Origin of the sequence: Psychromicrobium silvestre, from assembly GCF_013408295.1 — a bacterium.
Lineage (GTDB): Bacteria > Actinomycetota > Actinomycetes > Actinomycetales > Micrococcaceae > Renibacterium > Renibacterium silvestre.
The window spans coordinates 252,425-275,877 of the sequence record NZ_JACBYQ010000002.1 but is presented as its reverse complement, the minus strand read 5'-3'; the positions used below and the strand labels follow the sequence as shown (position 1 = coordinate 275,877).

The 23,453-nt window shown below is 60.8% G+C and carries 24 protein-coding genes; 6 read left to right on the top strand and 18 right to left on the bottom strand.

Annotated elements, in window-relative coordinates:
• Both trmB and FHU41_RS09300 read right to left on the bottom strand, forming a co-directional pair.
• Positions 1–708, bottom strand: a complete 708-nt coding sequence (gene trmB / locus FHU41_RS09305) for a tRNA (guanosine(46)-N7)-methyltransferase TrmB (protein ID WP_179389410.1) — start codon at positions 706–708, stop codon at positions 1–3.
• Positions 709–719: 11 nt separating this feature from the next.
• Positions 720–1,934, bottom strand: a complete 1,215-nt coding sequence (locus FHU41_RS09300; RefSeq protein ID WP_343046299.1) for an MFS transporter — start codon at positions 1,932–1,934, stop codon at positions 720–722.
• 252 nt (positions 1,935–2,186) lie between these two features.
• Between FHU41_RS09300 and FHU41_RS09295 the strand changes: the two genes are divergently transcribed.
• On the top strand, positions 2,187–3,806 hold the full coding sequence (locus FHU41_RS09295) for a DEAD/DEAH box helicase (RefSeq protein ID WP_246279644.1): 1,620 nt from the start codon (positions 2,187–2,189) through the stop codon (positions 3,804–3,806).
• A gap of 64 nt (positions 3,807–3,870) precedes the next feature.
• Here FHU41_RS09295 and FHU41_RS09290 read toward each other — a convergent pair whose 3' ends face one another.
• The 10 genes from FHU41_RS09290 to FHU41_RS09245 form a co-directional block, all read right to left on the bottom strand.
• Positions 3,871–4,413, bottom strand: coding sequence for a HutD/Ves family protein (locus tag FHU41_RS09290; protein ID WP_179389408.1), 543 nt, complete (start codon positions 4,411–4,413; stop codon positions 3,871–3,873).
• The gene (locus FHU41_RS09285) at positions 4,413–4,643 is read right to left on the bottom strand and encodes a hypothetical protein (protein WP_179389407.1); all 231 of its coding nucleotides are present in this window, start codon (positions 4,641–4,643) and stop codon (positions 4,413–4,415) included. The genes FHU41_RS09290 and FHU41_RS09285 overlap by 1 nt, the downstream gene beginning before the upstream one ends.
• Before the next feature lie 234 nt (positions 4,644–4,877).
• Positions 4,878–6,326, bottom strand: a complete 1,449-nt coding sequence (locus tag FHU41_RS09280; protein ID WP_179389406.1) for an amino acid permease — start codon at positions 6,324–6,326, stop codon at positions 4,878–4,880.
• Between the two features lie 66 nt (positions 6,327–6,392).
• The gene (locus FHU41_RS09275; protein WP_179389405.1) at positions 6,393–7,394 is read right to left on the bottom strand and encodes an aldo/keto reductase; all 1,002 of its coding nucleotides are present in this window, start codon (positions 7,392–7,394) and stop codon (positions 6,393–6,395) included.
• Positions 7,391–7,837 (bottom strand): MerR family transcriptional regulator, encoded by a 447-nt coding sequence (locus FHU41_RS09270; protein WP_179389404.1) that lies wholly within the window; start codon positions 7,835–7,837, stop codon positions 7,391–7,393. The genes FHU41_RS09275 and FHU41_RS09270 overlap by 4 nt, the downstream gene beginning before the upstream one ends.
• A 193-nt stretch (positions 7,838–8,030) precedes the next feature.
• On the bottom strand, positions 8,031–8,432 hold the full coding sequence (locus FHU41_RS09265; RefSeq protein ID WP_179389403.1) for a YccF domain-containing protein: 402 nt from the start codon (positions 8,430–8,432) through the stop codon (positions 8,031–8,033).
• A 138-nt stretch (positions 8,433–8,570) separates the two neighbouring features.
• Positions 8,571–9,062 (bottom strand): GNAT family N-acetyltransferase, encoded by a 492-nt coding sequence (locus tag FHU41_RS09260; protein ID WP_179389402.1) that lies wholly within the window; start codon positions 9,060–9,062, stop codon positions 8,571–8,573.
• Positions 9,059–9,787: a purine-nucleoside phosphorylase gene (deoD, locus tag FHU41_RS09255; RefSeq protein ID WP_179389401.1), complete on the bottom strand. Its 729-nt coding sequence runs from the start codon at positions 9,785–9,787 to the stop codon at positions 9,059–9,061. Before deoD ends, FHU41_RS09260 begins: the two co-directional genes overlap by 4 nt.
• Before the next feature lie 4 nt (positions 9,788–9,791).
• Positions 9,792–10,664 carry a DUF4031 domain-containing protein gene (locus tag FHU41_RS09250; protein ID WP_179389400.1) on the bottom strand — a complete coding sequence of 291 codons (873 nt, stop codon included), beginning with the start codon at positions 10,662–10,664 and terminating at the stop codon, positions 9,792–9,794.
• A gap of 35 nt (positions 10,665–10,699) precedes the next feature.
• Positions 10,700–11,182, bottom strand: a complete 483-nt coding sequence (locus FHU41_RS09245; RefSeq protein ID WP_179390383.1) for a hypothetical protein — start codon at positions 11,180–11,182, stop codon at positions 10,700–10,702.
• Between the two features lie 226 nt (positions 11,183–11,408).
• On the opposite strand from FHU41_RS09245, the gene FHU41_RS09240 reads away from it, so the two are divergent.
• From FHU41_RS09240 to clpB, 3 genes are all read left to right on the top strand, one after another.
• Positions 11,409–12,725 (top strand): glycosyltransferase 87 family protein, encoded by a 1,317-nt coding sequence (locus FHU41_RS09240; protein ID WP_179389399.1) that lies wholly within the window; start codon positions 11,409–11,411, stop codon positions 12,723–12,725.
• The gene (locus tag FHU41_RS09235; RefSeq protein WP_179389398.1) at positions 12,712–12,990 is read left to right on the top strand and encodes a hypothetical protein; all 279 of its coding nucleotides are present in this window, start codon (positions 12,712–12,714) and stop codon (positions 12,988–12,990) included. Before FHU41_RS09240 ends, FHU41_RS09235 begins: the two co-directional genes overlap by 14 nt.
• A 136-nt stretch (positions 12,991–13,126) precedes the next feature.
• Positions 13,127–15,754 carry an ATP-dependent chaperone ClpB gene (clpB, locus tag FHU41_RS09230; protein WP_179389397.1) on the top strand — a complete coding sequence of 876 codons (2,628 nt, stop codon included), beginning with the start codon at positions 13,127–13,129 and terminating at the stop codon, positions 15,752–15,754.
• A 91-nt stretch (positions 15,755–15,845) separates the two neighbouring features.
• Here clpB and FHU41_RS09225 read toward each other — a convergent pair whose 3' ends face one another.
• Complete coding sequence (locus tag FHU41_RS09225; protein ID WP_179389396.1) at positions 15,846–17,531, bottom strand: septum formation family protein; 1,686 nt, start codon at positions 17,529–17,531, stop codon at positions 15,846–15,848.
• A gap of 276 nt (positions 17,532–17,807) precedes the next feature.
• Between FHU41_RS09225 and FHU41_RS09220 the strand changes: the two genes are divergently transcribed.
• Both FHU41_RS09220 and FHU41_RS09215 read left to right on the top strand, forming a co-directional pair.
• Entirely contained in the window at positions 17,808–18,026 is a 219-nt protein-coding gene (locus FHU41_RS09220; protein WP_179389395.1) for a DUF3073 domain-containing protein, read from the top strand.
• A 225-nt stretch (positions 18,027–18,251) separates the two neighbouring features.
• Positions 18,252–19,022, top strand: a complete 771-nt coding sequence (locus tag FHU41_RS09215; protein WP_179389394.1) for a VOC family protein — start codon at positions 18,252–18,254, stop codon at positions 19,020–19,022.
• Here FHU41_RS09215 and purM read toward each other — a convergent pair.
• The 5 genes from purM to FHU41_RS09190 all read right to left on the bottom strand — a co-directional run bounded on the left by purM (position 19,019) and on the right by FHU41_RS09190 (position 23,451).
• Complete coding sequence (purM, locus tag FHU41_RS09210; RefSeq protein ID WP_179389393.1) at positions 19,019–20,137, bottom strand: phosphoribosylformylglycinamidine cyclo-ligase; 1,119 nt, start codon at positions 20,135–20,137, stop codon at positions 19,019–19,021. The genes FHU41_RS09215 and purM overlap by 4 nt on opposite strands.
• The gene (gene purF / locus FHU41_RS09205) at positions 20,134–21,720 is read right to left on the bottom strand and encodes an amidophosphoribosyltransferase (protein WP_179389392.1); all 1,587 of its coding nucleotides are present in this window, start codon (positions 21,718–21,720) and stop codon (positions 20,134–20,136) included. Before purF ends, purM begins: the two co-directional genes overlap by 4 nt.
• 35 nt (positions 21,721–21,755) lie before the next feature.
• Positions 21,756–22,082, bottom strand: coding sequence for a hypothetical protein (locus FHU41_RS09200; protein WP_179389391.1), 327 nt, complete (start codon positions 22,080–22,082; stop codon positions 21,756–21,758).
• A 93-nt stretch (positions 22,083–22,175) separates the two neighbouring features.
• Entirely contained in the window at positions 22,176–23,078 is a 903-nt protein-coding gene (locus FHU41_RS09195) for an aminoglycoside phosphotransferase family protein (protein ID WP_179389390.1), read from the bottom strand.
• Between the two features lie 7 nt (positions 23,079–23,085).
• On the bottom strand, positions 23,086–23,451 hold the full coding sequence (locus FHU41_RS09190) for a sterol carrier family protein (protein ID WP_179389389.1): 366 nt from the start codon (positions 23,449–23,451) through the stop codon (positions 23,086–23,088).
• Positions 23,452–23,453 lie beyond the last annotated feature (2 nt).

Genomic DNA, 23,453 nt, shown 5'->3' with positions numbered 1-23,453 from the left:
TCAGTCCTTCCGAAACTCCAGATCGTGAATTTCCCGCCCGGCCTCTAGCGCCTTGTTCTCAAAGCTGGTCACCACGCGACCGTCAAAACGTGGCGCCCAGGAGTCGTGGAGATTCTTCAGGGAGGAGCCGGTACCCACTTCTAGCATCTGTTCCGCGTAGTGATCCCAGTCGGTAGCCAGCCGCCATAGCCCGCCCGGCGCCAAGGCTTCCGCTACCAATTCAGCGAACGACGGCGTCACTAACCTGCGTTTCTCGTGTCGGCTTTTCGGCCACGGGTCAGGGAAGAAGGTCCAGACCTCGGCCAGGCTAGCCGCCGGGATCATGGTCTTGAGCACCTCTGGCGCATTGGCCTGAACCACGCGAAGATTGCTCAATTCCTTTGCCGCAGCCCGCTGAATGGTCTGGGCGAGTCCGGGAAGATAAACCTCAACAGCTAAGAAGTCCCGTTCCGGATGGTCAGTGGCTGCCTGGACTATGGCTTCACCTAGACCGGAGCCGATTTCCACCACTAGTTCCGCATCTCGGCCGTATACCGTGCGCGGATCGAAGCGATACTCCGGATCAACCGAGGTATCAGCTACCAGCCGGGGTACCTCGATCAGGTAGAACTCGCTGTGGTCTTCCCAAGCCTTTTGCCGACGCCCTTGTAGGCGGCTTCCCCTGCGGACAAAGGAAACCGGTTGCGCTCGATAGCTACTCTCGTTCATCGCCCTCCAGCCTAGCGGAGCGGCGCTTCCCCGGGGGAGCGTAGTGCCGCCCAAGCCGTCAGCATGGCCAGTAGTGCCAGCGCCATCACCATCAAAGCCAGCCCAATCCAGCCCAGAGCTTGGAAAACGAATCCGCCAAGCCAGCCGATCAGGCTGGAACCGGTGTAGAAGAATAAGTTGTACAGCGAAGCTGCCTGAGCGGGGCCGATGCTGGCTCGCACGGTGGTCCAGCTGGAAGCCATGGCGTGAGCCGCGAAATAGCCGCCGGTGAGCACCAGCAGTCCAAGCAGCACCACCGGTAGCCAGGGCACCATGGTGAGTACGACGCCGAGGATCATCACCGCGGTGCTTCCTGCCAGCACTCGTCGTCGACCGAGTTTGGTGCTTAGCCCGCCCGCCACCCGGGAGGTCACCGTTCCGGCCAGATAAGCCAGGAAAAGCAGGCTGGTAATAGTGGCCGGAAGAACGAAGGGTGGGGCTTCTAGCCGGAATCCCAGATAGTTATAGATCGCCACGAAGCCGCCCATCAGCAGGAAACCTTGTGCGTAGAGGGCCAATAGCGCAGGGTTGCGTAGATTAATGGCGAGCCGAGCCACTAGGCCGGGGCCGCCGTCGTTCTTCCGCACTGGACTAAAGCCACGCTGGCCGGGTGCCAGCAGGATGAACCAAACCGCCGCCACCGAAGCGAGCAGGCTCACCGTAAGAATGCCGATCCGCCAGCCGGCCAGGTCACCTATCGGCCCGGCGATCACCCGGCCCAGTAAACCTCCCACCGTGGTGCCCGCGATATAGGTGCCGGCGGCTATTCCGGCATGTAGCTTGTGCACTTCCTCGCTGAGGTACGCCAAGGCGAGCGCTGGAATGCCGCCGAGTGCCGCGCCTTCCAGGAATCGCAGGCTCAGCAGGCTGGGCAGGTTCGGCATCAGTGGAACTAACAAGCCGAGTGCTACCGCCGCGATCACGGCGATCGACATAGCGCGCAGGCGGCCGATTCGATCCGCCACGGCGGACCAGGGGATGACCGCAAGAGCGAGCCCGATGGTGGCGGCAGAAACGGTTAGCGCGGCGTCCGCGGCGCTGACGTGAAGATCGGCGGACATCGCCGGGAGCACTCCCTGCACCGAGTAAAGCTGGGCGAAGGTTGCAACCCCGGCGCAGGCTAGCGCGATCAGAATGCGTCGATAGGATTTGCTGCCACGTAGGTGACCAGCCCAGGCCTCCGGCACCGCTCAGCTCTCTTCAACGTGGGCAGTAGTCACCTTTTCATCGTAGAACTCGATGCCGCCCGATGCGCGCACCGCCGTGTGAGCTTGCCCACTTAGCCCGGTTCGCCGTCGTCCTGCTGGTAGGCTGTAGGTACTTGATGCGGTTTTCCGCGTCCTGCGTCGATGAACGCGAACGTTCGGTCCCACTTGATTCGGTGGTTGACTGTGCAGCTTTTTGAGCATTTCTTCGGCGAACCCCCGTGCCAACCGGTGATGGGGGCCGTGCCTCCGCCGCTGCTTTCAGTCGTGGAGACTCAGCCTGAAAGACCTTCTGTGCAAACCTTTGCCTCCTTGGGCGTGCCCAAGACCCTTGTATCCGTTCTCACTGCCCAAGGCATCGAGAGCCCCTTCCCCATCCAAGCTAAGACGCTGCCTGATTCGCTCGGCGGCCGCGATGTGCTCGGCCGTGGCCGCACCGGCTCCGGAAAGACCCTGGCCTTTGGGCTGCCCTTGGTGGCTCGGCTCGCCGAGGCTGAGGCAGCCTACCGTCGCAAGCCCGGTCGTCCTCTCGGCCTGGTGCTGGCACCGACCCGTGAACTGGCTACCCAGATCAACGCCACTATCGAACCCCTCGCTCAGGCGCTCGGCTTGAACACCACCGTGATCTACGGCGGGGTGTCCCAGCAACGCCAGGAACGTGCTCTGCGGGCTGGCGTCGATATCGTGATCGCTTGTCCCGGACGCCTGGAAGATTTGATGCGGCAGAAGCTGATCAGCCTCGAATCCGTTGAAATCACCGTGCTCGATGAGGCTGACCACATGGCTGATCTGGGCTTCTTGCCAGTGGTCAAGCGCCTGCTGGACACCACCCCGAGCGAAGGCCAGCGGTTGCTCTTCTCCGCTACCTTGGATAACGGCGTGGACAAGATTGTGCAGCGTTACCTCAGCAAACCGGTGACGCATTCCGTCGACGAGCCGAAGGCCGCGGTTTCCACCATGGAACACCACGTGCTCGCGGTGGCGGATCAGTCGGTCAAGAAGCAGCTGATCGTTGAGCTGGCTTCCGGCAAGGGCCGCCGAGTGCTCTTTATGCGTACCAAGCACCATGCCCGCAAGCTCGCGAAAACCCTGACCGAGGCTGGGATTCCTGCCGTGGATCTGCACGGCAATCTTTCGCAGAATGCTCGGGACCGGAACCTCGCGGAGTTCTCCTCCGGGGACGTCCGCGTCCTGGTGGCCACCGATGTGGCCGCTCGTGGCGTGCACGTCGACGACGTCGAACTGGTTATCCACGTCGATCCGCCCACCGAGCACAAGGCTTATCTGCACCGCTCCGGACGTACCGCCCGAGCCGGTTCCGATGGCACCGTGGTGACCATCTCGCTGCCGGAACAGCAGCAGGACGTGAAGAAGCTGATGCGCGCCGCCGGTGTGGATGTGGCTTTCGAAAAGGTGACCGCAAACTCCCCACTGATCGGCAAATTGGTCGGAGAAGTTGCAGACCGGATTGATCCGCGCACTCGTGCCGCGCTGCTCGCGGCCAAGGCTCCGCAGCAGGGCCAGGGTAGCTCTACTGGTGCGAACGCGCAGCGTAAGCGCGCTCGTCGGCAGGGTGAGGCTCCGGCCGGAAACCGTCAGGAACGACGTCGTGACCAGCCTCAGGCTCCCCGCTTCGGTTCCGAAGGGGCTCGCTCGGGCGGCCGCTCCAGTGCTCGCCGGGCTGGCGCGAGTGGTGCTGCTCAGGGCACGCCTCGTCAGGGCAGCACACAACGCGGTGCCGGACAGGGTGCGGCTCGTACCACCGAGCACTCGGCGGCTCCCGCTCAGCGCCGCAATCGGCCCTCGGGTCCGCGTCGTGCCGGAGCCCCCGCATCGAACGCTCGCCGCGGCTAATTAGTCTTCGTTAGTCCAAAAAATCCTGCTCACTGCTGATCGCGGTGGGCAGGACTTTTTGCTTTTAGTCGGTGACCGGTTCCAGGCTGATCACGGCCAGGAAGCCGCGGCCGATGAGTTCCGGCGTCGTGCCGTCTCCTGCTAGTGCATCAAAGCGATTCATGGTGGTGCCGTCCTGAAGCTCGGCAGAACCCTGCAGTAGAACAGCCCATTGGTCATCGAAAACCGGATGCGGACGTTTCTTGGAGAGTTCCAGAACGGTGACGAAGCCGCGGAACTTATCCCTGCGGGTCATCACATTCAGATCCATGCCGGGGCCGGTGGGTAGTTCGGCTCGGGTTTCCGAGTCGCCGGAGAACCGGAAGGGACGGAATTTTTCCAGGCCGTGCTCCACGCCATTCACATCGAGTAGGAGGAATTCCCCTTCGATCAGGGTGATCACCCGGTCGATTCCGGGTAGCGCGGAGAACGGGCCGGGCTGGGAGACCTCTGCGATGCTGATTCGCCAATCGAAATCGGTGCCGCCGCTTTCGGCTAATACTCTGGTCACTCCGCCGCCGCCCAACCAAGGCTGTGGTTTCAATGCGGAGTAGCGAAGCAAGGACATTAGTCGTCTACCGTTTCTACGCTGATAACGCGGATTCTTTTGGGCTCGGTGCGTTTGCGCCGGAGATGTTTCCGAATTCGGCTGGTGAGCATCCCAAATACTGCGGCGAGGGCCAGGGCTAGGAGCAGCTTGCCCAGGAACGGCCAGCTGACCAGGGACAGCAACAGATAGATCAGCACAAACCCGCCGATCTGAATTCCTAGGTCCAGCCAATCAACTCTTCCACGCATGCTCTCAGCATAAGGCCCAAGCCCGCGCCATTGCCCCCGCTTGCCCTACCCATCCGTCCCATCCGGGCTCCCAGTTGTCCCACTCGCTGTGGCTGGAGTTGCGGATGTTGCGGAAAACGGTGATCTTTCGCATCACCAGCAACATTCGGTGGGACGGATGGGCGAGCCGGGACAGGGACGGTGGGACGGATGGGAATGGAGCCGGATGAGAGTGGAGGCGGAGGCGGCTCCGGATTAGCTGGCGGAGTCCTTGATTTCGGTATGCCGGGGGCTGTCCGGGTTCATCAGGGAATGTTTCCGACCGTAGAAGAAGTAAACAAATAGCCCGATCACCAGCCAGACGACGAAGCGCAGCCAAGTCTCCCAGTGCAGTTGTGTGATCAGGTAGCCGGAGGCCAGTACGCCGAAGATCGGGATGACGGGCATCCACGGCAGCCGGAAGGTGCGCGGCGTCTCCGGCTTGGTCCTGCGGAACACGATGACCGAAACACAGACCACTACGAAAGCCGCCAGGATGCCAATATTGGTCAGGTCGGCAACCTCACGGATCGGGAAGATGCCCGCCAAAACTGCCGATCCAACGCCCGCGATCCAAGTCACCCGCTGCGGCACCCCGCGATGATCAACCTTGGAGAACCACTTCGGTAGCAAGCCGTCGCGGCTCATCGAGAACCACACTCGGGTCACCCCCAGTAGGAAGGTCAGCATTACGGTCAGGATGGAGATCACCGCAAAGACCGAGATGATGGTGGCGATCACGGGAAGTCCGACGCCGGTGAAAGCGGAGGCGAAGCCCGCTTCCGGATCGATGTCCTTGTAATTCTGCATGCCGGTCAGCACCAGGGTCGCCAGCACATAGAGCACCATGGCGATGATCAGGGACAGAATAATGGCCTTTGGCATGTGCTTCTTGCCATCGGTCGATTCCTCGGCGGCGGTGCTCATCGCGTCGTAACCGAAGACCGCGAAGAACACCGTGGCCGATCCCGCGATCACCGGTCCGAAGCCGAAGGGCATGAACGGGGTGTAGTTGCTGGTGTTGATGTAGAACAGGCCCAGTCCAACGATGAACAGGATCAGCACGATCTTCAGCGCCACCGCAATGAACTCGAAGCGGCCCAGAGCCTTGGTTCCCCGGCTCAGGATGAAAGTAACCAACAGGCAGATCACGATGGCGGGCAGATTGATCAATCCGCCTTGGTCCGCCGTCTGAGAAATCCAGGCAGGCAGCTGAACGCCGAAACCTTCGAGGAAGGCGTTGAAATACCCGGAAATGCCGATCGCCACCACCGCGACAATGGCGATGTATTCGAGCAGTAGATCCCAACCGATGAACCAGCCGGCGGCCTCGCCGAGCGCTACATAACCATAGGTATAGGCAGAACCAGCCCGAGGCACCATTCCGGCAAATTCGGCGTAGGAGAGAGCCGCTGCGGCGGAGGCTGCTCCGGCAATCAGGAAGGAGATCAACACAGCCGGACCCACCGCTGGATTATTCGGATCTCCGTGAGCGACCAGGCCGGCCAGGGAGAAAACTCCGACGCCGACGATGCCGCCGACCCCGATTGCCGTTAGCTGCCAGAGGCCCAGGCTTTTCTTGAGCCCGCTCTTGCCGCTTTCTTCCTCGATCTCGTCAACTGGCTTTCGCCGCCAGATCGAATAGGGGTTGGCCACGCGTGCCATCTGATCCTCCAGAACGTCGTTGTCGTCGGATGATTCAGTCTAGTCCGGCCCATAGTTACTACACAGTTACTCCCGGTCCTGTGAAACCCAATTCGGCGAGTTAGAGCGGCTTCCGACGACGGCGTCCGCGGCCTGATCGAGAGCGGCCAGTTGGGCCTCGCTCAAGTTGAGCGATACCGCGCCAAGGTTCTCATCGACCCGCGCCGACCGGCGAGTTCCGGGGATCGGCACTACTGGAAGGCCAAGACGCTCACCCTGGGCCAGCAGCCAGGCCAGTGCTACCTGAGCTGGGGTTGCGGCTGCTCCATTGATGGTCAGTTCCCCGGCCACTCTTCGAATCACTTCGACCACTGCCTGGTTTGCATCGATAGCGCCATCCGCGAAGCGCGGGATCCGACGCCGGAAATCACCTTCCGCTAAAGCGGAGACCTGTAGCGTTCCGGTCAGAAAGCCACGGCCCAGCGGCGAATAGGGCACGAAGCCAACGCCTAAGCGAGCCGCAGCGGGAACGACGCTCTGCTCGACGTCGCGGCTCCAAATGGACCACTCGCTTTGCACGGCAGCGATCGGATGCACGCCGACAGCTCTCTCCAGTTCCGCGGCGGTGACCTCGGAGAGGCCTAGGTGGCGGACCTTACCTTCGGCGACCAGCTCGGCCATTGCCCCCACGGTTTCCTCAATGGGTACCCGGGTGTCCAGCCGATGCATGTAGTAGAGGTCAATGACCTCGGTATTAAGCCGCTTCAGGCTGGCCGCCACAGATTCTTTGACGTAGGCGGGATCACCACGCACCTCGCGACCGCCGGTTGCCGGATTGCTGGCGATACCGAATTTGGTGGCCAGCTGAACCTCGCCGCGGCGATCCTTGAGTAGTTTTGCGATGAGCTCCTCGTTGGCCCCCATGCCGTAGACGTTTGCGGTGTCAATGAAACTGACTCCCACGTCCACAGCGTGGTTCAGCGTAGCCAGCGATTCCACCGGGTCGGCGGGGCCATAGACCGGGGTGAGCGCCATTCCGCCGAGGCCTAGTGGGCTGACGCGGAGGTTATCTCCGAGATTGATGGTCATGATTCCTTACTTTCCGTGGGGTCGAGGCAATCTTGGTCGAGAGCAATGAGAGTTTCGTAGTGTGAGATTTTCAGATCAACCGTCTCAAGATCGTCCTGAACCTGTTTGAGTTGGGCGAGCACCTTGATTCGGTGCTCCAGAAGCAGCGTCATCCGTTCTTGATGGGTCTCCCGGCCGCCTGCAAGCAGTTGGACGAAGCGCTGCATATCGTGCACCGACATGCCGGTTCTGCGTAGTTTGACCAGCATCATGATCCTGGCCAGATCGGTTTCGTCGTATTTGCGGCGCCGGTCCCCGCCCCGGGCAATCTGTGGGAACATGCCCTCACGCTCATACCAGCGCAGGGTGTCCTGGCTTAGGCCGGTGGTTGCAGAGACATCGGAGATGGACAGAGTCCGAGGCCCTGCGGCCGCTGCTGAATTTGGCTGGATTCCTGTGCTCATGTCCCCAGCGTAGGACTTGGAGCGTACTCCGACACAAGGCCTAGGTGCCCGGGATCACATTTCGGGATAGCTCAACGACATCGCGATAGTTCAATGACCGGTCATTCGGCTATCGCGAAGTCACTGGACTATCGCGAGTGGTTTGCGGCGTGCCGGGTGGGCGTGGTGCAGGAGCCGACGGCGGTGCGGGCGATCAGCGATAGCTGGAGACAAAGGGGCGATCGGTGGGCACAATCATTTTGCCCAAGGGCATCAGCGAGACCGGAATCAGCTTGAGATTGGCGATAGCCAGCGGAATTCCGATGATCGTAATGGCCATCGCGACGGCGGTGAGCAGATGACCAATCGCAATCCAAATTCCCGCCACCAGAAGCCAGATCACATTTCCCACGGTCGCCAGCACACCCGGTCCCTTGGGCTTATCGACGACGGCTCGGCCAAAGGGCCAGAGCGCATAGCCCGCGATCCGGAAGGACGCAATGCCCCAGGGGATGGTGACGATGAGCAAGCAGCAGAGGATTCCGGCGAAAAAGTAGCCCAAGGCCAGCCAGATGCCGCCGAAGACGAGCCAGATGACGTTCAGAATCGCTTTCATATTCTTATTCTCCGGCATCCGCAGGGAAGCCGCATCCGGGAGAACCCTGATTTTGGCCAAGCCAACCGACCGACCAAATGATCGGCAACAGGCTAACCGGCAAACATGCGAACCGGCTAAGAACCCGGAACTAAGGACCTAGAGGCGTTTCTCATAGAGCAAGGTATCCCGCCATTGCCCGGCATGGGGCCCAAAGCTCATCAACCCCACGCGTTCTCGGCGACCCACCAGTCTGAAACCATTTTTCTCATGCAAGGCTCGGCTGGCTGCGTTTTCGGGAAAGATCGACGACTGGATAGTCCAATAGCCGTGTTCGAGTGCGGCGAGACTCAGCGCCGCCAACAGCGAACCAGCCACGCCCTGCCCGGCGAACTTCGGATCAATATATACCGAGTGCTCCACCACTCCCCGGTATACGGCCCGAGCCGAAGTCCTGCTGGCTGCGGTCCAGCCCAACATCTGGCCGCCGTCGTCGAAAGCAGCCAAACGCAACTCCGGAACCCGGCTGGCGAAATACGCTTCCCGCGCCGGCAATTCGGCATCGAAAGTGGCGTTACCGGCGGAGACTCCGGCTGCGTAAATGCGAGTGACATCGGACCAATCAGACTCGTCGAAAAGTCGGATCTTCACCCGGCCGAGTGGCTCTCCGCATTGCGCTTCACAGTCTCTAGCGCTAGCTCAATCATTGAGCCGAAGGTCTCCTGCCGCTCCTGTGCGCTGGTGGCTTCTCCGGTCAGGATATGGTCGGAAACGGTAGCCACGGTCAGCGCCTGTGCGCCGTGCTTGAGCGCCAAGGTATAGAGCGCGGAGGCTTCCATCTCAATGGCCAGCACGCCGTATTTAGCCAACTGCATGGCCAACTCGGGCCGATCGTTGTAGAACAGATCGGAGGAGAACAACCCGCCCACCTTGGCGCTCAGGCCGCGCTGTTCGGAGACTTCTACGGCGTGCCGGAGCAGTGCAAAATCCGCGCCCGGAGCGAAGTCAATGCCGTGGAAGCGATGCCTATTCATTGCGGAATCCGTGGAGGCGGTATTGGCAATGATCACATCTCGCAGCCCCACAGAGGATGAGATGGCACCACAAGTACCTACCCGAATGATCGTTTTGACCTCGTAATCCTGCATAAGTTCGGTGGCGTAGATGGACATCGAAGGCTGCCCCATGCCGCTTCCTTGTACAGACACCGGAATTCCTTGGTAACTTCCGGTGTAGCCGAACATATTTCGCACGGTGTTGTACTGCCGAGGTTCATCCAGGAAGGTCTCGGCGATCCATTGAGCCCGCAAAGGGTCGCCGGGCATCAGAGCGTGGGGAGCGATTTCGCCCGCTTGGGCGGCCAGGTGGATAGACATGGAATCAGCTTAACTCGGAGCTCAGATTCCGTTGCGCGTTCGCAGCCCAGAGCGACCGCGCCTTCGGGCTGCGATAGAGCGGGTCCAAGGAGAGTAACTGACGGACGACGGCGGCGCGACCGGCCTGAAAGTCGGCTTCAGCAATGTGGGCGTAATCTTGGCGCACCGCACTCAGGTAGCGGGCATAGTCCTCCGGTGCGGAGCCGAGAACTGAAAGGTCCGCATCACACAGTAGGGCGCCGTCGTCGTCCCCTAATTCCGGTTGGTGACTCGCGGTCAATCGAATCAGTCGCTGCACTTCGGCAAGTTCCGCTGCGGGCACCAGCTCGCGGAGCAGCTCTCCGGCCAGCAGGGCTGAGTTTTCCTCATCCTCTCCGGCGACTCCCTGGTAGACCGCGTCATGGAACCAGGCGGCTAACAGAACGTGCCGTGGCGGCTCAGTCCGAAGAGTCTCCAGCGCCTCCAGGATGGCGAGTAGATGGGTTCTGCCGTGATAGTGCCGGTGCGGCTCGGCCCAGCGGTCCAGTAGCGCTCGGCCAGTTGTTTCGGCCCGGGGCGAGGTATCGGGAAGTAAGCTTTGCCAGCGGAGCAGCAGCGCTGTATCGAGCGACTCACTTCGCCGCCGAGCCGGAATCCGCAGACCACTCGCGATCAGTACCCGGGTCAATTGCCTACCGTCAACCGCTTTGGCGCCCTGAGCAACCAGTCGGGCATAGCGTTCTTCCGCAATATCGTAGTGATCCCGGTCAAAGGCGCGTTCGGGGATCCCCGCGGCAGCCGCGAAAGCATGCAGTTCCGCGAGTGAATGATCGGAGATCAGATGGGAGAACATGGTGCCGTGAGCTGGCCACAGTGGCGGGTCAATATAGAGAGCCATAGCGGAAGTCTAAACTGCGGTTGAACCGCTAAGTCTCAGTAGTAGGTGATGTCCCAGTGATTGCCCTCATCGCAGTAGATATTCCCGGCGGCGGACTGCCACTGCGGGTAGCCGTCTCCGCGATTGGCGATTTTGGTGAAGGAGGTCTTGACGTAGCTGTCGATGCAGCTGTTCTTGGCGACATCGGCCTTGTAGCCGTTGTAGTGGCTGTAGGTTCCTGAGGCGTGGCCGACTTCGGTGCCGCCGGTGACATTAATAGCGCATCCGCTGGCGTTCTTCAGGGTAACGAGCCCGCTCACCGTGGACTGATTGATCTGCTCGTAGGAGGTGCAGGTGGAGTTCGAGCGGGTGGTGCAGCCTCCGCTGGAGGAATGCGTGACGCCTGCCGCGGACAGCTGGGACTCGGCGGAGGCCTGACTCAGCTTGGTAGCGGCGGCGGCAGGGGAGGCTCCGGCGAGAAATGCGGCTCCGGCGAGGCTGAGGCAGATGGCGACCTTCAAGGTATGGCGTAGAAACATGTTCACGATCCCTTTCCTCTGCGGCCCTGAACAGGCCTGACAGTTTCAGAACCTAACAGCAAATAACCTGGGGAAACCTGGCATTCAGGTGATTAATCGTCAATTCCGGGCTGGCTTCCAGGAAGCCGATTTTCGGAACCTCAGTGGGGCTAGTGGCCTTTCCCGTAAACTGGATTGACCCTTCGCTTCGTTTCCCTGGAGCATCTCTACGGAAGAATTGTGGATCGTGACCCTTCGTACAACATTCTCGAAGAGCATTGCCACGTTGCTCGCGGCGGTAGTGGCTGCCTTGTTGATCTATTGGGCATTCTGGATCTCCCCGGTTTTTGGTCTTGATTTCGGGGTCTATATCAGCGGTGGTCAAAGCGTACTGGCGGGGCAAGGGGACCTTTACACGAAGGTCTACAACGACCTGTTGTTCACTTACTCACCCTTCTCCGCGATGTTCTTCGCCCTTCTTGCGCCGTTTGGCAATGCCTTGGGGCTGGGGATCTTTACTGGATTGTCCTTGGTGATAGCCGCGCTCACTGCCGTCTTTGGGGTGCGGTATCTCTCGCGCGCGGAACGGCTGAGCTCGGTGTTTACCGACCCTTGGTTACGCCCGCTCGCCATGGTGGCCTTCGGCTTCATCGTGGCGCTCGGGCCTTGGCGGGAGACCACGGCCTTTGGCCAGATTAATATTCTGCTCTTCGGCTTGATTATGGCCGATTATCAGATCAAGGCGAGGCGCTGGCCGCACGGCGTGCTGGTGGGTATTGCGGCGGGGATCAAGCTGACCCCCTTGGTGTTTGGTCTCTATTATCTGTGTACCGGTAATTGGCGTGGACTACGCAATATGGCTTTTGGTTTCCTGGGCACGGTGGGTCTTGGCTTCCTGCTGATGCCCAAGGAGTCTTTCGCTTACTGGTTTCAATTGCTGCCCGATACCTCGCGGATCGGTGGTGCAGGTTATGTCGATAATCTCTCCTTTAAGGGAGCGATTCTGCATTTCTTTGGTCCCGATTTCGCGGTCACCTTACCTTGGCTAGGTCTTTCGGCTATTTTCGTGGTGTTGACCGGGCTGGCTTTACGCTCCGCTCAGCGCAGGGGTGAGACGATTGTCGCCTTCGCCATGACGGCACTGCTCATGGTATTGATTTCCCCCATTACCTGGTCTCATCACTGGGTCTGGATTGCGCTCTTCATTCCGGTGTTGGCGCGGAGTGTCATTGTGCTTCCTGCTGCCCGGAAGGGGCTTCGCAGCGTCGGCGTAGTGCTTCTGGTGCTCGCCGTGCCGATCTTCTTATACTCGCCGAAGACCATCGGAACCGCGCTCGGGGCGGTGGACCTTGGATCGCAGATTCCCACTACTTGGTTGATGGCTTCCAGTGCCGGGGTGTTCTGGGGCACGGCTGTGTTGATCTGGTGGATCGTGGCTTACTGGGAGAACCCGCGACGGCTGTTCGGCAAGCTGACGACGGCGGCCTCCCGAGCATCCGGCGGGGCGGTGCGGCCGGCTGCCACGAGGGAGCGGGCTGCGGTGCTCGGCGATGACGAACAGTGAGTGGTCAATGATCGCGGCCGGGAAAGGGAGCTCGAAGGCCCGGGGGAACCGTCTTCTGCTGGCAGGGGTACTCGGCTTTGTTATCCCCTACCTGGTTTTGATGCTACTCAGGTCCTTTGCTGGGGATGCCCTCTGGGTCTCGATTGCCGTTGTGGTGCTGAGCGTGATGAGTTTCCTGGGGCTTTTGCTAGTAATTGCCGGGGCTTCGCTCAAGATGGGTTCGAGAAAGACCAAAGATAGCTCCAGTGGAGGAGAGTCAGACTAGACCCAGGGTGCATCAACGCTAGACAAGTGTTCTGCTCTGGGTAAACATGGGTCTTGAACCCTCTGAGCAAAAGTTGAGTGGAGTAGACTCAACTTAGAGACATTTTCACCCCACGCAGCAAAGGAGCCTAGTTCCCTTGGACACCAAATTCACCACCAAAACTCAGGAGGCGCTCTCCGCAGCCGCCATGAACGCCTCTACCGCAGGGAATCCCCAGGTGGAACCCGCTCATATGCTCAAAGCGTTGATGGATCAGCGTGAAGGGGTGGCGGTAGCGTTACTCAAAGCCGCTGGCGTGGAGCCGGATACGGTTAGCGTGCGGACTTCTGCGGCTATCAAGGCGCTGCCTGCTAGTTCTGGAAGCACTGTCGCCCAGGCGCAATTCTCGCGCTTCGGACTACAGGCCATCCAGGCTGCCGAACAAGAGGCAGCGTCGATGGGGGATTCCTATGTCTCCACCGAACACCTGCTGATCGGCATTGCCGCTGGAGCTGACGATGTGGCCACCCTGTTGCGTCAAGCAGGTGCCTCGGTGGAAGCCTTGCGGGCCGCGCTGCCCGGTGTTCGTGGCGACCGTAAGGTGAATTCACCCGATCCGGAGAACACCTTCCAAGCCCTGGAAAAATACGGACTGGACCTGACCGCCGTCGCCCGGGCTGGAAAGCTTGACCCGGTAATCGGGCGGGACGCGGAAATTCGCCGAGTGATGCAGGTGCTCTCCCGGCGGACCAAGAATAATCCGGTACTGATCGGTGAGCCCGGAGTGGGCAAGACCGCGGTGGTTGAAGGTCTGGCGCAGCGAATGATCGCAGGAGACGTGCCAGAGAGCTTGCGAGGCAAATCACTCATCAGCTTGGATTTGGGAGCCATGGTTGCCGGCGCGAAGTATCGTGGTGAATTTGAAGAGCGACTCAAGGCCGTGCTCGAGGAGATCAAGAGCTCGGACGGTCAGATTGTCACCTTCATTGACGAGATTCATACCGTGGTGGGGGCGGGTGCCTCGGAAGGCGCCATGGATGCCGGAAATATGCTCAAACCCATGCTGGCCCGCGGCGAGCTGCGGCTGATTGGTGCCACCACGCTGGACGAGTACCGGGAACATATTGAGAAGGACCCGGCGCTGGAGCGTCGTTTTCAGCAGGTCTATGTTGGCGAGCCAAGCGTCGATGACACCATTGGCATCCTGCGCGGGCTGAAGGAACGCTACGAGGCACATCACAAGGTAGCCATCGCCGATTCGGCCCTGGTGGCGGCAGCCACGCTTTCCAATAGGTACATTTCCGGCCGACAGCTGCCGGACAAGGCGATAGACCTGGTTGACGAGGCGGCCTCCCGACTGCGGATGGAAATCGACTCCGCCCCGGAGGAGATCGACCAGCTGCGCCGGGCAGTGGACCGACTTACCATGGAAGAACTTGCCTTAGCGAGTGAGACGGATGCAGCCTCAATCGAGCGGCTGGAAGCCCTGCGCGCGGATATGGCCGACCGAAAAGAGGAACTGGCGGCACTCAATGCGCGCTGGGAAGCCGAGAAAGCTGGCCTGAATCGGGTTGGCGAGCTCAAGGCCAAATTGGACGAGCTTCGCTCCGTCGCCGAAAAAGCTCAGCGTGAAGGGGACCTGGAGCAGGCCTCCCGGATCCTCTACGGAGAACTGCCTGAGCTGGAGCGTGAGCTAACCGAAGCCCAGAAGGCCGAGGAGTCCCTTGCCGGAGAGGCCAATAAGCCGGAGTTGATGGTGGCCGAAGAGGTGACCGCGGACGATATTGCCGAGGTGATTTCAGCCTGGACGGGTATCCCGGCGGGCCGAATGCTGCAAGGGGAGAGCCAGAAGCTGCTCCAGATGGAAGAAGTACTGGGGGCCAGGCTGATCGGCCAGAGCAAGGCTGTGGCGGCAGTTTCGGATGCTGTCCGCAGAGCCCGAGCCGGTATTTCGGATCCGGACAGACCCACCGGTTCCTTCCTCTTTCTGGGACCGACCGGCGTCGGAAAAACCGAGCTAGCCAAGGCGCTCGCTGACTTCCTTTTCGACGACGAACGCGCCATGGTGCGGATCGATATGAGCGAATACTCGGAGAAGCACACGGTCTCTCGGTTGGTCGGGGCACCTCCCGGCTACGTTGGCTACGAGGAAGGTGGGCAGCTCACCGAAGCGGTGCGCCGCCGTCCTTATTCGGTGATCTTGCTGGATGAAGTGGAGAAGGCTCATCCGGAGGTCTTCGACATCCTGCTTCAGGTGCTCGACGACGGTCGGCTCACCGACGGGCAAGGCCGCACGGCGGACTTCCGGAACGCCATTCTGGTGCTGACCTCCAACCTCGGTTCGCAGTTCTTGGTTGATCCCTTGCTCGATGAGGCGCAGAAGCGCGACTCGGTGATGGCGGTGGTGAACTCCTCCTTCAAACCCGAGTTCTTGAACCGCTTGGACGATGTGGTGATGTTTGACGCGCTCAGTGTGAACGAGCTATCCAGGATTGTCGATCTTCAAGTGCAGAAGCTCAGCTCCCGGCTGCAGGAGCGCAGGCTCAGCCTGCAGGTGAGTGATGGCGCTCGAGCCTGGCTGGCGATGACCGGCTATGACCCGGCTTACGGGGCGCGCCCGCTCCGTCGTTTGGTGCAGCGGGAAATCGGTGACCGTTTGGCTCGAGGACTACTCGCCGGAGAGATCAACGACGGCGACACCGTTTTGGTGGACACCGCAGCGGATGTCGATGAGTTGGAGAGCTTGGGCGGCGCTAACGCGGGGCTAACCGTGCACAAGGTCTAATCAGGTGCAGCCCACGAATAGCTTTGCCTGAGAACACAAAGGCGGGGTCGGAACTTTTCAGTTCCGACCCCGCCTTTGTTGCGACTAGATGTTACTTCCGCACATCATCGGTCAGGGTGTCCTTCTTGTCCTTGGCGTAGGCGATGCACTGAATCAGCCGGTCACCATTGGCCCAGGTGCTCTCGGTCGGATAGGCGTATTGTTCCTTGACTCCGGCACTATCCGCAGCGCTGGTCAGCGGCACCGCGTCACAGGTCGCCTCGCCCTTGGTCTGCAGAGCGGCCTTGCCGGGGAAAGCGGCGCTGTCCGAGTATTCGTAGGTGTTTACCAGCTGAGCAGAGTGCGCGCTCGAGCATTCAACGATATCGGCGGGGGTGTTGATATCTACATAACCCTTAAGGCAATCCCCCTTGAGCCAAAGTGTTGGTTTGACGTTGGGAATGATGAGCCCGCTGTCATCCGAGCTTGGGTCGGAGCTGCTGTCACTCGGGCTGGGATCATCGGACTGCGAAATGCTGGGATCGTCTGTAGTGGTCGGGTCGGACACCGGGGTGGCCCCCTTCATCATGTTGGCAATGATGATAATAACCACCACGATCAGCGCCACCACAACGAGAGCGGCACCACCGATAATCCACAGCTTATTGTTGTTCTTCGGAGCCTGCCCGAAGGGGCCACCGGGACCTTGGGGCCCGCCCGGGCCTTGAGGACCTTGGGGGCCATAAGGATTCTGCGGACCTTGCGGTCCACCCGGGCCCTGCGGACCGCCGAGCCCTTGCGGCCTCTGCTGGTTCCAGGCCGAGGGGATCCCCGGGCCCCCAGCGCCTTGCTGCTGGCCGTAAGGATTGCCGCCGGCGGGGGGAGCGCCATAGGGCTGTTGCCCCGGCCCGCCAACTCCCGGGGCTTGGCCATAGGGAGGCTGTTGGCCAGGGTTTTGTTGACCTGGACCCTGCTGACCTGGACCCTGTTGACCGGATGCCTGGGGGGCTGCGCCGAAGGGGCCCCCAGCGGCCTGTGGGCCGCTGCCCTGGGAACCTGGACCATAGGGGTTTGGCTGCTGAGTAGAGGCCGAAGGCGCCTGACCATAAGGATTCGACTGACTCGGCAGTGCTTGAGTCGGTGCAGGCTGTCCGGGTGTCGCTTGCGCAGGCGTTCCCTGCGTGGGTGCAGCCCATGGCGACGGTGCATCTTGACCCTGCAAGGGCTGGGTCGGTGCGGGCTGGCCGGGAGCCGATGCTGGCGACTGATACTGCGGCTGCGTGGGTGCGGCGGGCTGACTGGGCTCGGATGGAGCTGACGGTGCCGAAGGAGTCTGCTGAGCTTCGGCATTATTGCCGCGGGTCCAGGGGTTGTTCACTACGGGCGGCTCGTTGAAGTTAGTGCGGAGTGTGGTGGTCTCTTCCGCTCCCCATTCGTTCGCGGCCGAAGGTGCCTCACTTGCTGTCGCGGCGGCTGGTGCAGAAGGGGCAGGAGACACGGAGGGTGCGGTAGTAGCGGGCGCCTGTCCTGGCGTGTTGGGTGCGCTGAACGCGCTGTCCCATTCATTGGATTCACTACCCTTATCCAGCCAGGATGGCTCGGCAGTTTTGGCCTCGGCCTCGGCAGCAGCTTTTGCGGCTTCCGCATTGGCTTCGTCTAAGGAGGCGCTCTGAGCGGCGTCTGGACTGATTTTAGCCTCGTCCAAAGAGGGCTCAGGGAAATTCAGATCGGCTCCAACCTCTGGCTGATCGCCATTCGCTCCTCCGGTCCCCGCCGGATTGCTCTCGTTTTCACTCATTGAAACCCTCAACACCCTTCTGAAACGTGGTCCCTTTTGCTTTACGCTATCACTCAGAATAAATCATTCCGCGGCAATGTAAAAAATGTCGTCAAACTGTGACTCTACCCAATTTGAATGCGTCTGGGCAGGGGTTACGACGCTTCAAGCGGAATGAGTTCACGTTTCGGTCGGTTAAACATGTAATCTAGTAACACGACAAAATGACCGGCAATCCGGGGCCTCGCCCGCTTTAGGGCGACCACCTCCGGTACAAGTACAAAAGGGGGTCACGCCATGGGGCGCGGCCGTCAAAAGGCAAAAGCTACTAAGCAGGCTCGGGACATGAAGTATTACTCCCCGAGCACTGATTACTCTGCTCTGGAACGTGAGCTCTCGCATCCATCGAGCACTGCCTCCAATCGCTATACGGATGATCCGGTTGAGCCGGATTATTCCGAGTACGCGGATAAGTTCGCGGACGACGACGAGGAAGACACCCGCCGGATCGGCTAATGACGTTCCGCCTGGAGCGGCCGGCACGCTCGGACCTCTCCTGCGGCTCTGATGCATCCTCCGCGAGGTGTTAGCCGAGGCTTAGTCGAATCGTTCCTTTGGCGTATTTTCTTGCTTTGCTGGAATGCTCCAGCTGTCTCTTCACACTGTCGGTGCGCTGTGCTTGGATAGGGCTATCCTCCGGCGACGGCGTCGGTCAAGGAGCGACTGAGAGCGAGCGGCACCATGAGTATCGTTGAGAGCTACCAACAGGGCACACCTTGTTGGGCAGACCTGTCTACTACCGACTTCGAAGCCTCCAAGGGGTTCTACAGTCAGCTATTCGGGTGGGAATTCGAGGACATGCCGGTTGGCAATGGTCTGAGTTACAGCATGGCCAAGAAAAAGGGTGAATGGGTCACCGGAATGATGGCTAAAATTCCTGGAATGGATGACTCCCCGTCCTTCTGGGCAACCTATCTTGCCGTCGACGACGCGGATCAGGCTGCGGCTCAGGTCGCCGGAGCGGGTGGGCAGTTGCTGATGCCGGTAGACGAGGTGCCTAATGGCTCGGGCCGGATGTTCCTGGCCAGCGATCCTGCGGGTGCGGTGATTGGTTTTTGGGAAGCCGGAAACCACCGTGGTTCCGGCCTAGTGAATGAACCCGGTGCGGTGATCTGGAACGAGCTGACCGTGCCAGATCCGGCAGCGGTAACGGGGTTCTATCAGGCGGTAGTGGGAATGGAATCCTCCACCGCTCCGGCTGGTGATCTGCCGAGCTACACCGAGTTCCTCGTTGGTGGGAAGAGCATAGCGGGGGCAACCACCCCAGCCATGCTGGGAGTTCCGCCGCATTGGGGCATCTATTTCAATGTGGCGAACGTGGATGAGACCCTCGAACAGGCTCAAGCTTCCGGCGGCTCCGTGGTTGCTCCGGCGTTCGACGTACCCGGTATTGGCAGGATGGCTGTGCTCGCCGATCCCACCGGTGCGATGTTCAGCCTGATGAGCGCTTAGAGGTAACTGCCAGCTAAACGTACTGCGCCGCCGTCGACCCCTTTGGCACCCTGGATGTAGTCCGGGCCGTCCTTGGGGCCAGCGTCGGAGGCGGACACGGTTCCCATCACCCAAGAGGGCAGACCCCGCGAGTTCAGCCGGGCCACGACGTCGTCAGCAGCCGAGGCACTCACGATGGCTACCATACCCACGCCCAGGTTCAGGGTGCGCTCCAGATCTGGCAGCGGGACATTGCCCAGCTCCGCGACCAGCTTGAAGATTGCGGGCAGTTGCCAGCTGGAACGTTCGACGGTAGCCGTCAAGCCTTGCGGCAACACCCGTGCCAGGTTCGCTGCCAAACCGCCACCGGTGACGTGGCTGAAACCGTGCACCGCTTTATCCGCGTCAACGTCAAAGGTGCGAGCCAAGTCGAGGCAATCCGCTGCATAGACCCTGGTTGGTTCCAACAGTTCCTCACCCAAGGTGCGGCCCAGTTCACTGACCTGCCGGTCCAGCGCCCAACCCGCGTGATTGATCACCCTGCGGACTAAGGAATAGCCATTGGAGTGCAAACCCGAGGAAGCCATCGCAATGACCAGGTCGCCGTCTTGAACCCGCTCGGGTCCGAGCAGCTTGCCCTTCTCCACCACCCCGGTTGCCGCACCGGCTACATCGTATTCGTGCTCGCCGAGCAACCCCGGGTGTTCGGCGGTTTCGCCACCGATCAAGGCGGTTCCGGCTTGCTGGCAAGCCGCTGCAATGCCACGGACAATATCGGCGATCCGTTCCGGAACCACCTTGCCGCAGGCGATGTAATCGGTCATGTACAGCGGCTCGGCGCCAACCACAACGATGTCATCGACGACCATGCCTACCAGGTCGTAACCGATGGTGTCGTGGATATCCATCGCCTGGGCAATGGATACCTTGGTGCCAACTCCGTCGGTTGAGGTTGCCAAAAGGGGTGCCTTGTACTGCAGCAGGCGGGACACATCGTAGAGCCCGGCGAAACCGCCTACACCTCCGAGGACCTGTGGCCCGTGGGTGGCTTTGACAGCTTCCTTCATCAGCTCCACTGCCTTGTCACCAGCCTCTACATCGACCCCGGCACTGGCATAGGTGATCGACTCGCTCATACTCTCTCTTTCGGCTGCTGCTCCACGGGTGGTTCAGATTCGTTCAATAACTTCTCTAGCTCGGCCCCGGGCCCTGGATCACAGCCATTCGCACCGGGATGACCGCCGTCGGAGTCCGGAGCATTGCGCTCCAGAAGATTCTTGCCAAGCCGGTCAGCGGTCGGAAGCTCGATCGGGTACTGGCCGGTGAAACAAGCGGTGCAGAGCCGTTCACGCGGCTGCTGAGTGGCGTTGATCATGCCATCTTCGGAGATGTAGGCCAGCGAATCGGCACCGATCGACTTGGTAATCTCCTCGATTGCCGCACCATTGGCTATTAGCTCGGCCCGGGAGGCGAAATCAATGCCATAGAAGCATGGCCAGCGCACCGGCGGGGAAGAGATTTTCACGTGCACCTCGGCTGCTCCGGCTTCCCGAAGCATCCGGACCACCGCACGTTGGGTATTACCGCGCACGATCGAATCGTCCACCACCACGAGTCGTTTGCCGCGGATCACCGATTCCAAGGCATTGAGCTTTAGCCGGATGCCCAACTGACGCAGCGTCTCCGAGGGCTGAATGAAAGTCCGGCCAACGTAGGCGTTCTTGACGAAGCCATGAGCGAAAGGAATTCCGGATTCCTCGGCATAACCGACTGCCGCAGGAGTGCCGGATTCCGGCACCGGGATCACGATATCCGCTTCAAATTGGTTCTCCCGAGCCAACTGACGACCCATTTCCACTCGGGATTCGTAGACCGAGCGGCCCGCGATGGTGGCGTCCGGCCGAGCCAAATAGACATATTCGAAAACGCAACCGGCGGCCTGGGCGGGAGCGAAGCGCTGGCTGCGGACGCCGTCCTCATCAATGGCGATGAACTCTCCGGGCTCGATCTCGCGGATAAAGCTCGCGCCGACGGTAGCCAGGGCTGCGGATTCCGAAGCCACTACCCAGCCTCGCTCCAGGCGCCCCAGCACCAAGGGGCGGACGCCGTAGGAATCGCGAGCAGCGTAGAGGGTGTTTTCGTCCATGAAAACGAAGCAGAAGGCGCCCTTGATTCGCGGTAGCAAATCCATCGCGGTGGTTTCCAGGGAATCGGTTCCACCACCCTGTAGCAGGGTGGTGACCAGGGCGGTGTCTGAAGTATTGCCCTGCGCCATCTCGCCGGTCTTGGGCCTGCCATAGCGATCCAGTACCAGGTCAAAAAGCTCGGCGGTATTGGTCAGATTGCCGTTGTGCGCAAGCGCTACGGTGCCCTCGGCAGTGGCTCCCAGGGTGGGCTGGGCGTTTGCCCAAGTGGACGATCCGGTGGTGGAGTAGCGGCAATGCCCGACGGCGATGTGCCCGAGCAAGGTGTTAAGCGTGGTTTCATCAAAGACCTGAGAAACCAGGCCCATGTCCTTATAGACATTGATTCGTTTGCCGTCGCTGGTGGCGATACCCGCCGATTCTTGGCCGCGGTGTTGCAGCGCATACAGACCGTAATAGGTCAGTTTCGCTACCTCTTCACCGGGCGCCCAAACACCGAAGACGCCGCATGCATCTTGGGGTCCTTTTTCGCCGCTGAGAAGATCGTGGGAAAGTTTGCCATCGCCGCGTGCCACTAAGCCATTCTAAGCTACTTTTGCGGTCCTCGGTGCTAGTTTTCCTCGGTGGGCTGCTCCGAGGTCTCTTCGGCGATCCCTCGCTGAGCCCGGCGGCGGCCTACTAAGTCCAGAATCAAGGCCAGAATTCCGCCTAAGCCAACGCCCACCAGGGCGAAGAGCACGACGAAGAATCCGAAGATAGTGCCCTTGTCATACTGGTTGTCTTCGGGCAATAAGGCGAAGATCCCGGCCCCGATAATGCCCAGCACGCCACCGGCGATCAGGAAGGGCACGTATTTGGGGGCGCTGCGAACCGAGACTTCAACCTGGTCGTGCGGTTTTTCCAGGGGGGCATCCTCGGATTGCGGGGTTTCACTCATCCTTCAAGGGTACTGATATTTTGCCGCCCGGGTCGCTGGGTAGGACTTTGCCAGCCACTAAGGCGTTTTGGAGCCGGAAACGTCGAAAAGTTCCTACTCAGCGGCACGCGTTCCATCGTCGAGTAGCGCCTGCAAGGTCCGATGCGCTATTCGGGACATCGGCGGATTGCTAAGCCGATAGTAATTTAGACAGCCGATGGCTTGGGCGAAAGCCCAGCCCTTGCCCCGAGCCCACTGCTGATCCTCGACGCTGAGCGCTTTCCGGTATACCCGGCGCGTCTGGGTGTCCATGAGGTTCCAGGCTGGCATTAAATCCAGTGCCGGATCGGCGAGGCCTAAGCCGCCAACGTCGATCACGGCAGACAGCCGACCGGCCCTGACTAGCAGATTGCCCGGCATGAGATCGCCATGACTCCAAGCATCCGCCTCGGTCCGTGGGGTCTCCCGGAGTTTTTGCCAGAGCAGGCCGAGGGCTTTGGTATCGATGAGTTCCGTGCTCTGCTCCAGGCTTCTGGCCACCCAGTCGTCCTGATCGGTGAGCAGGCCACCGCGGCTTGTTCCGTTATAGCGGCGTCCTTCGGTGTCCAGCGATCGAAGTGCGCTCACGAACTCCGCCAGTTTTTGAGCAAAGCCGGTTGAACCGGAAACGTCGCTCCGATCGGCGCTCTCTCCCGGCAACCAGCGATATGCCGCCCAAGGAAGCGGATAGCCCGGGCCTGGCTCACCGAAGCCCAGCGGTTCCGGGGTGGCCACCGAGGTCAGGCCCAGCAAACGGCGGGCAGCAGCAGCCTCGCCGAGAATCGAGGCCCGCACCTCTCCCACGGCGGCAAGTTGCATCGGAAAGCGAAGCACCAGCTCCTCACCCAAACGGAACAGGAAACTGACCGTTCCATAGGAATACACGGGATGGATCGGAAGCCCGCGCCACTGTGGAAACTGATCCTGGATCAGCCCCGCAACAGTGGCGGTGCTGAGTTCGAGCTGGTGGTCATGCATCCGCATCCTAGAACGGAAATCCCAACGGCAATAGCTGCCCCAAATCGGTACGAGTTCCGGAAGCAGCCACCTGGCCTGCCGAAACGGCGGCCTCCCAGCTCAGCGTTCCGGTGACCAGACTCAACCAGGTCACCGCGTCGGTTTCCACCACATTCGGTGGAGTGCCCCGGGTATGCCGGGGCCCCTCGATGCACTGGGTTACGCCGAAGGGCGGCACCCGTACTTCAACCGAGTTGCCGGGCGCTCTAGCAGCCACTTCCTCAAGGCTAAAGCGCACCGCAAGGGCCGTCGTCGCACGGTTCCGCTCTCCGGCGTTCCAGGCGCTTAAGGCGGCGATGCCCTCCCGCTTATCGATCCGGCGTCGTGCGACCATTG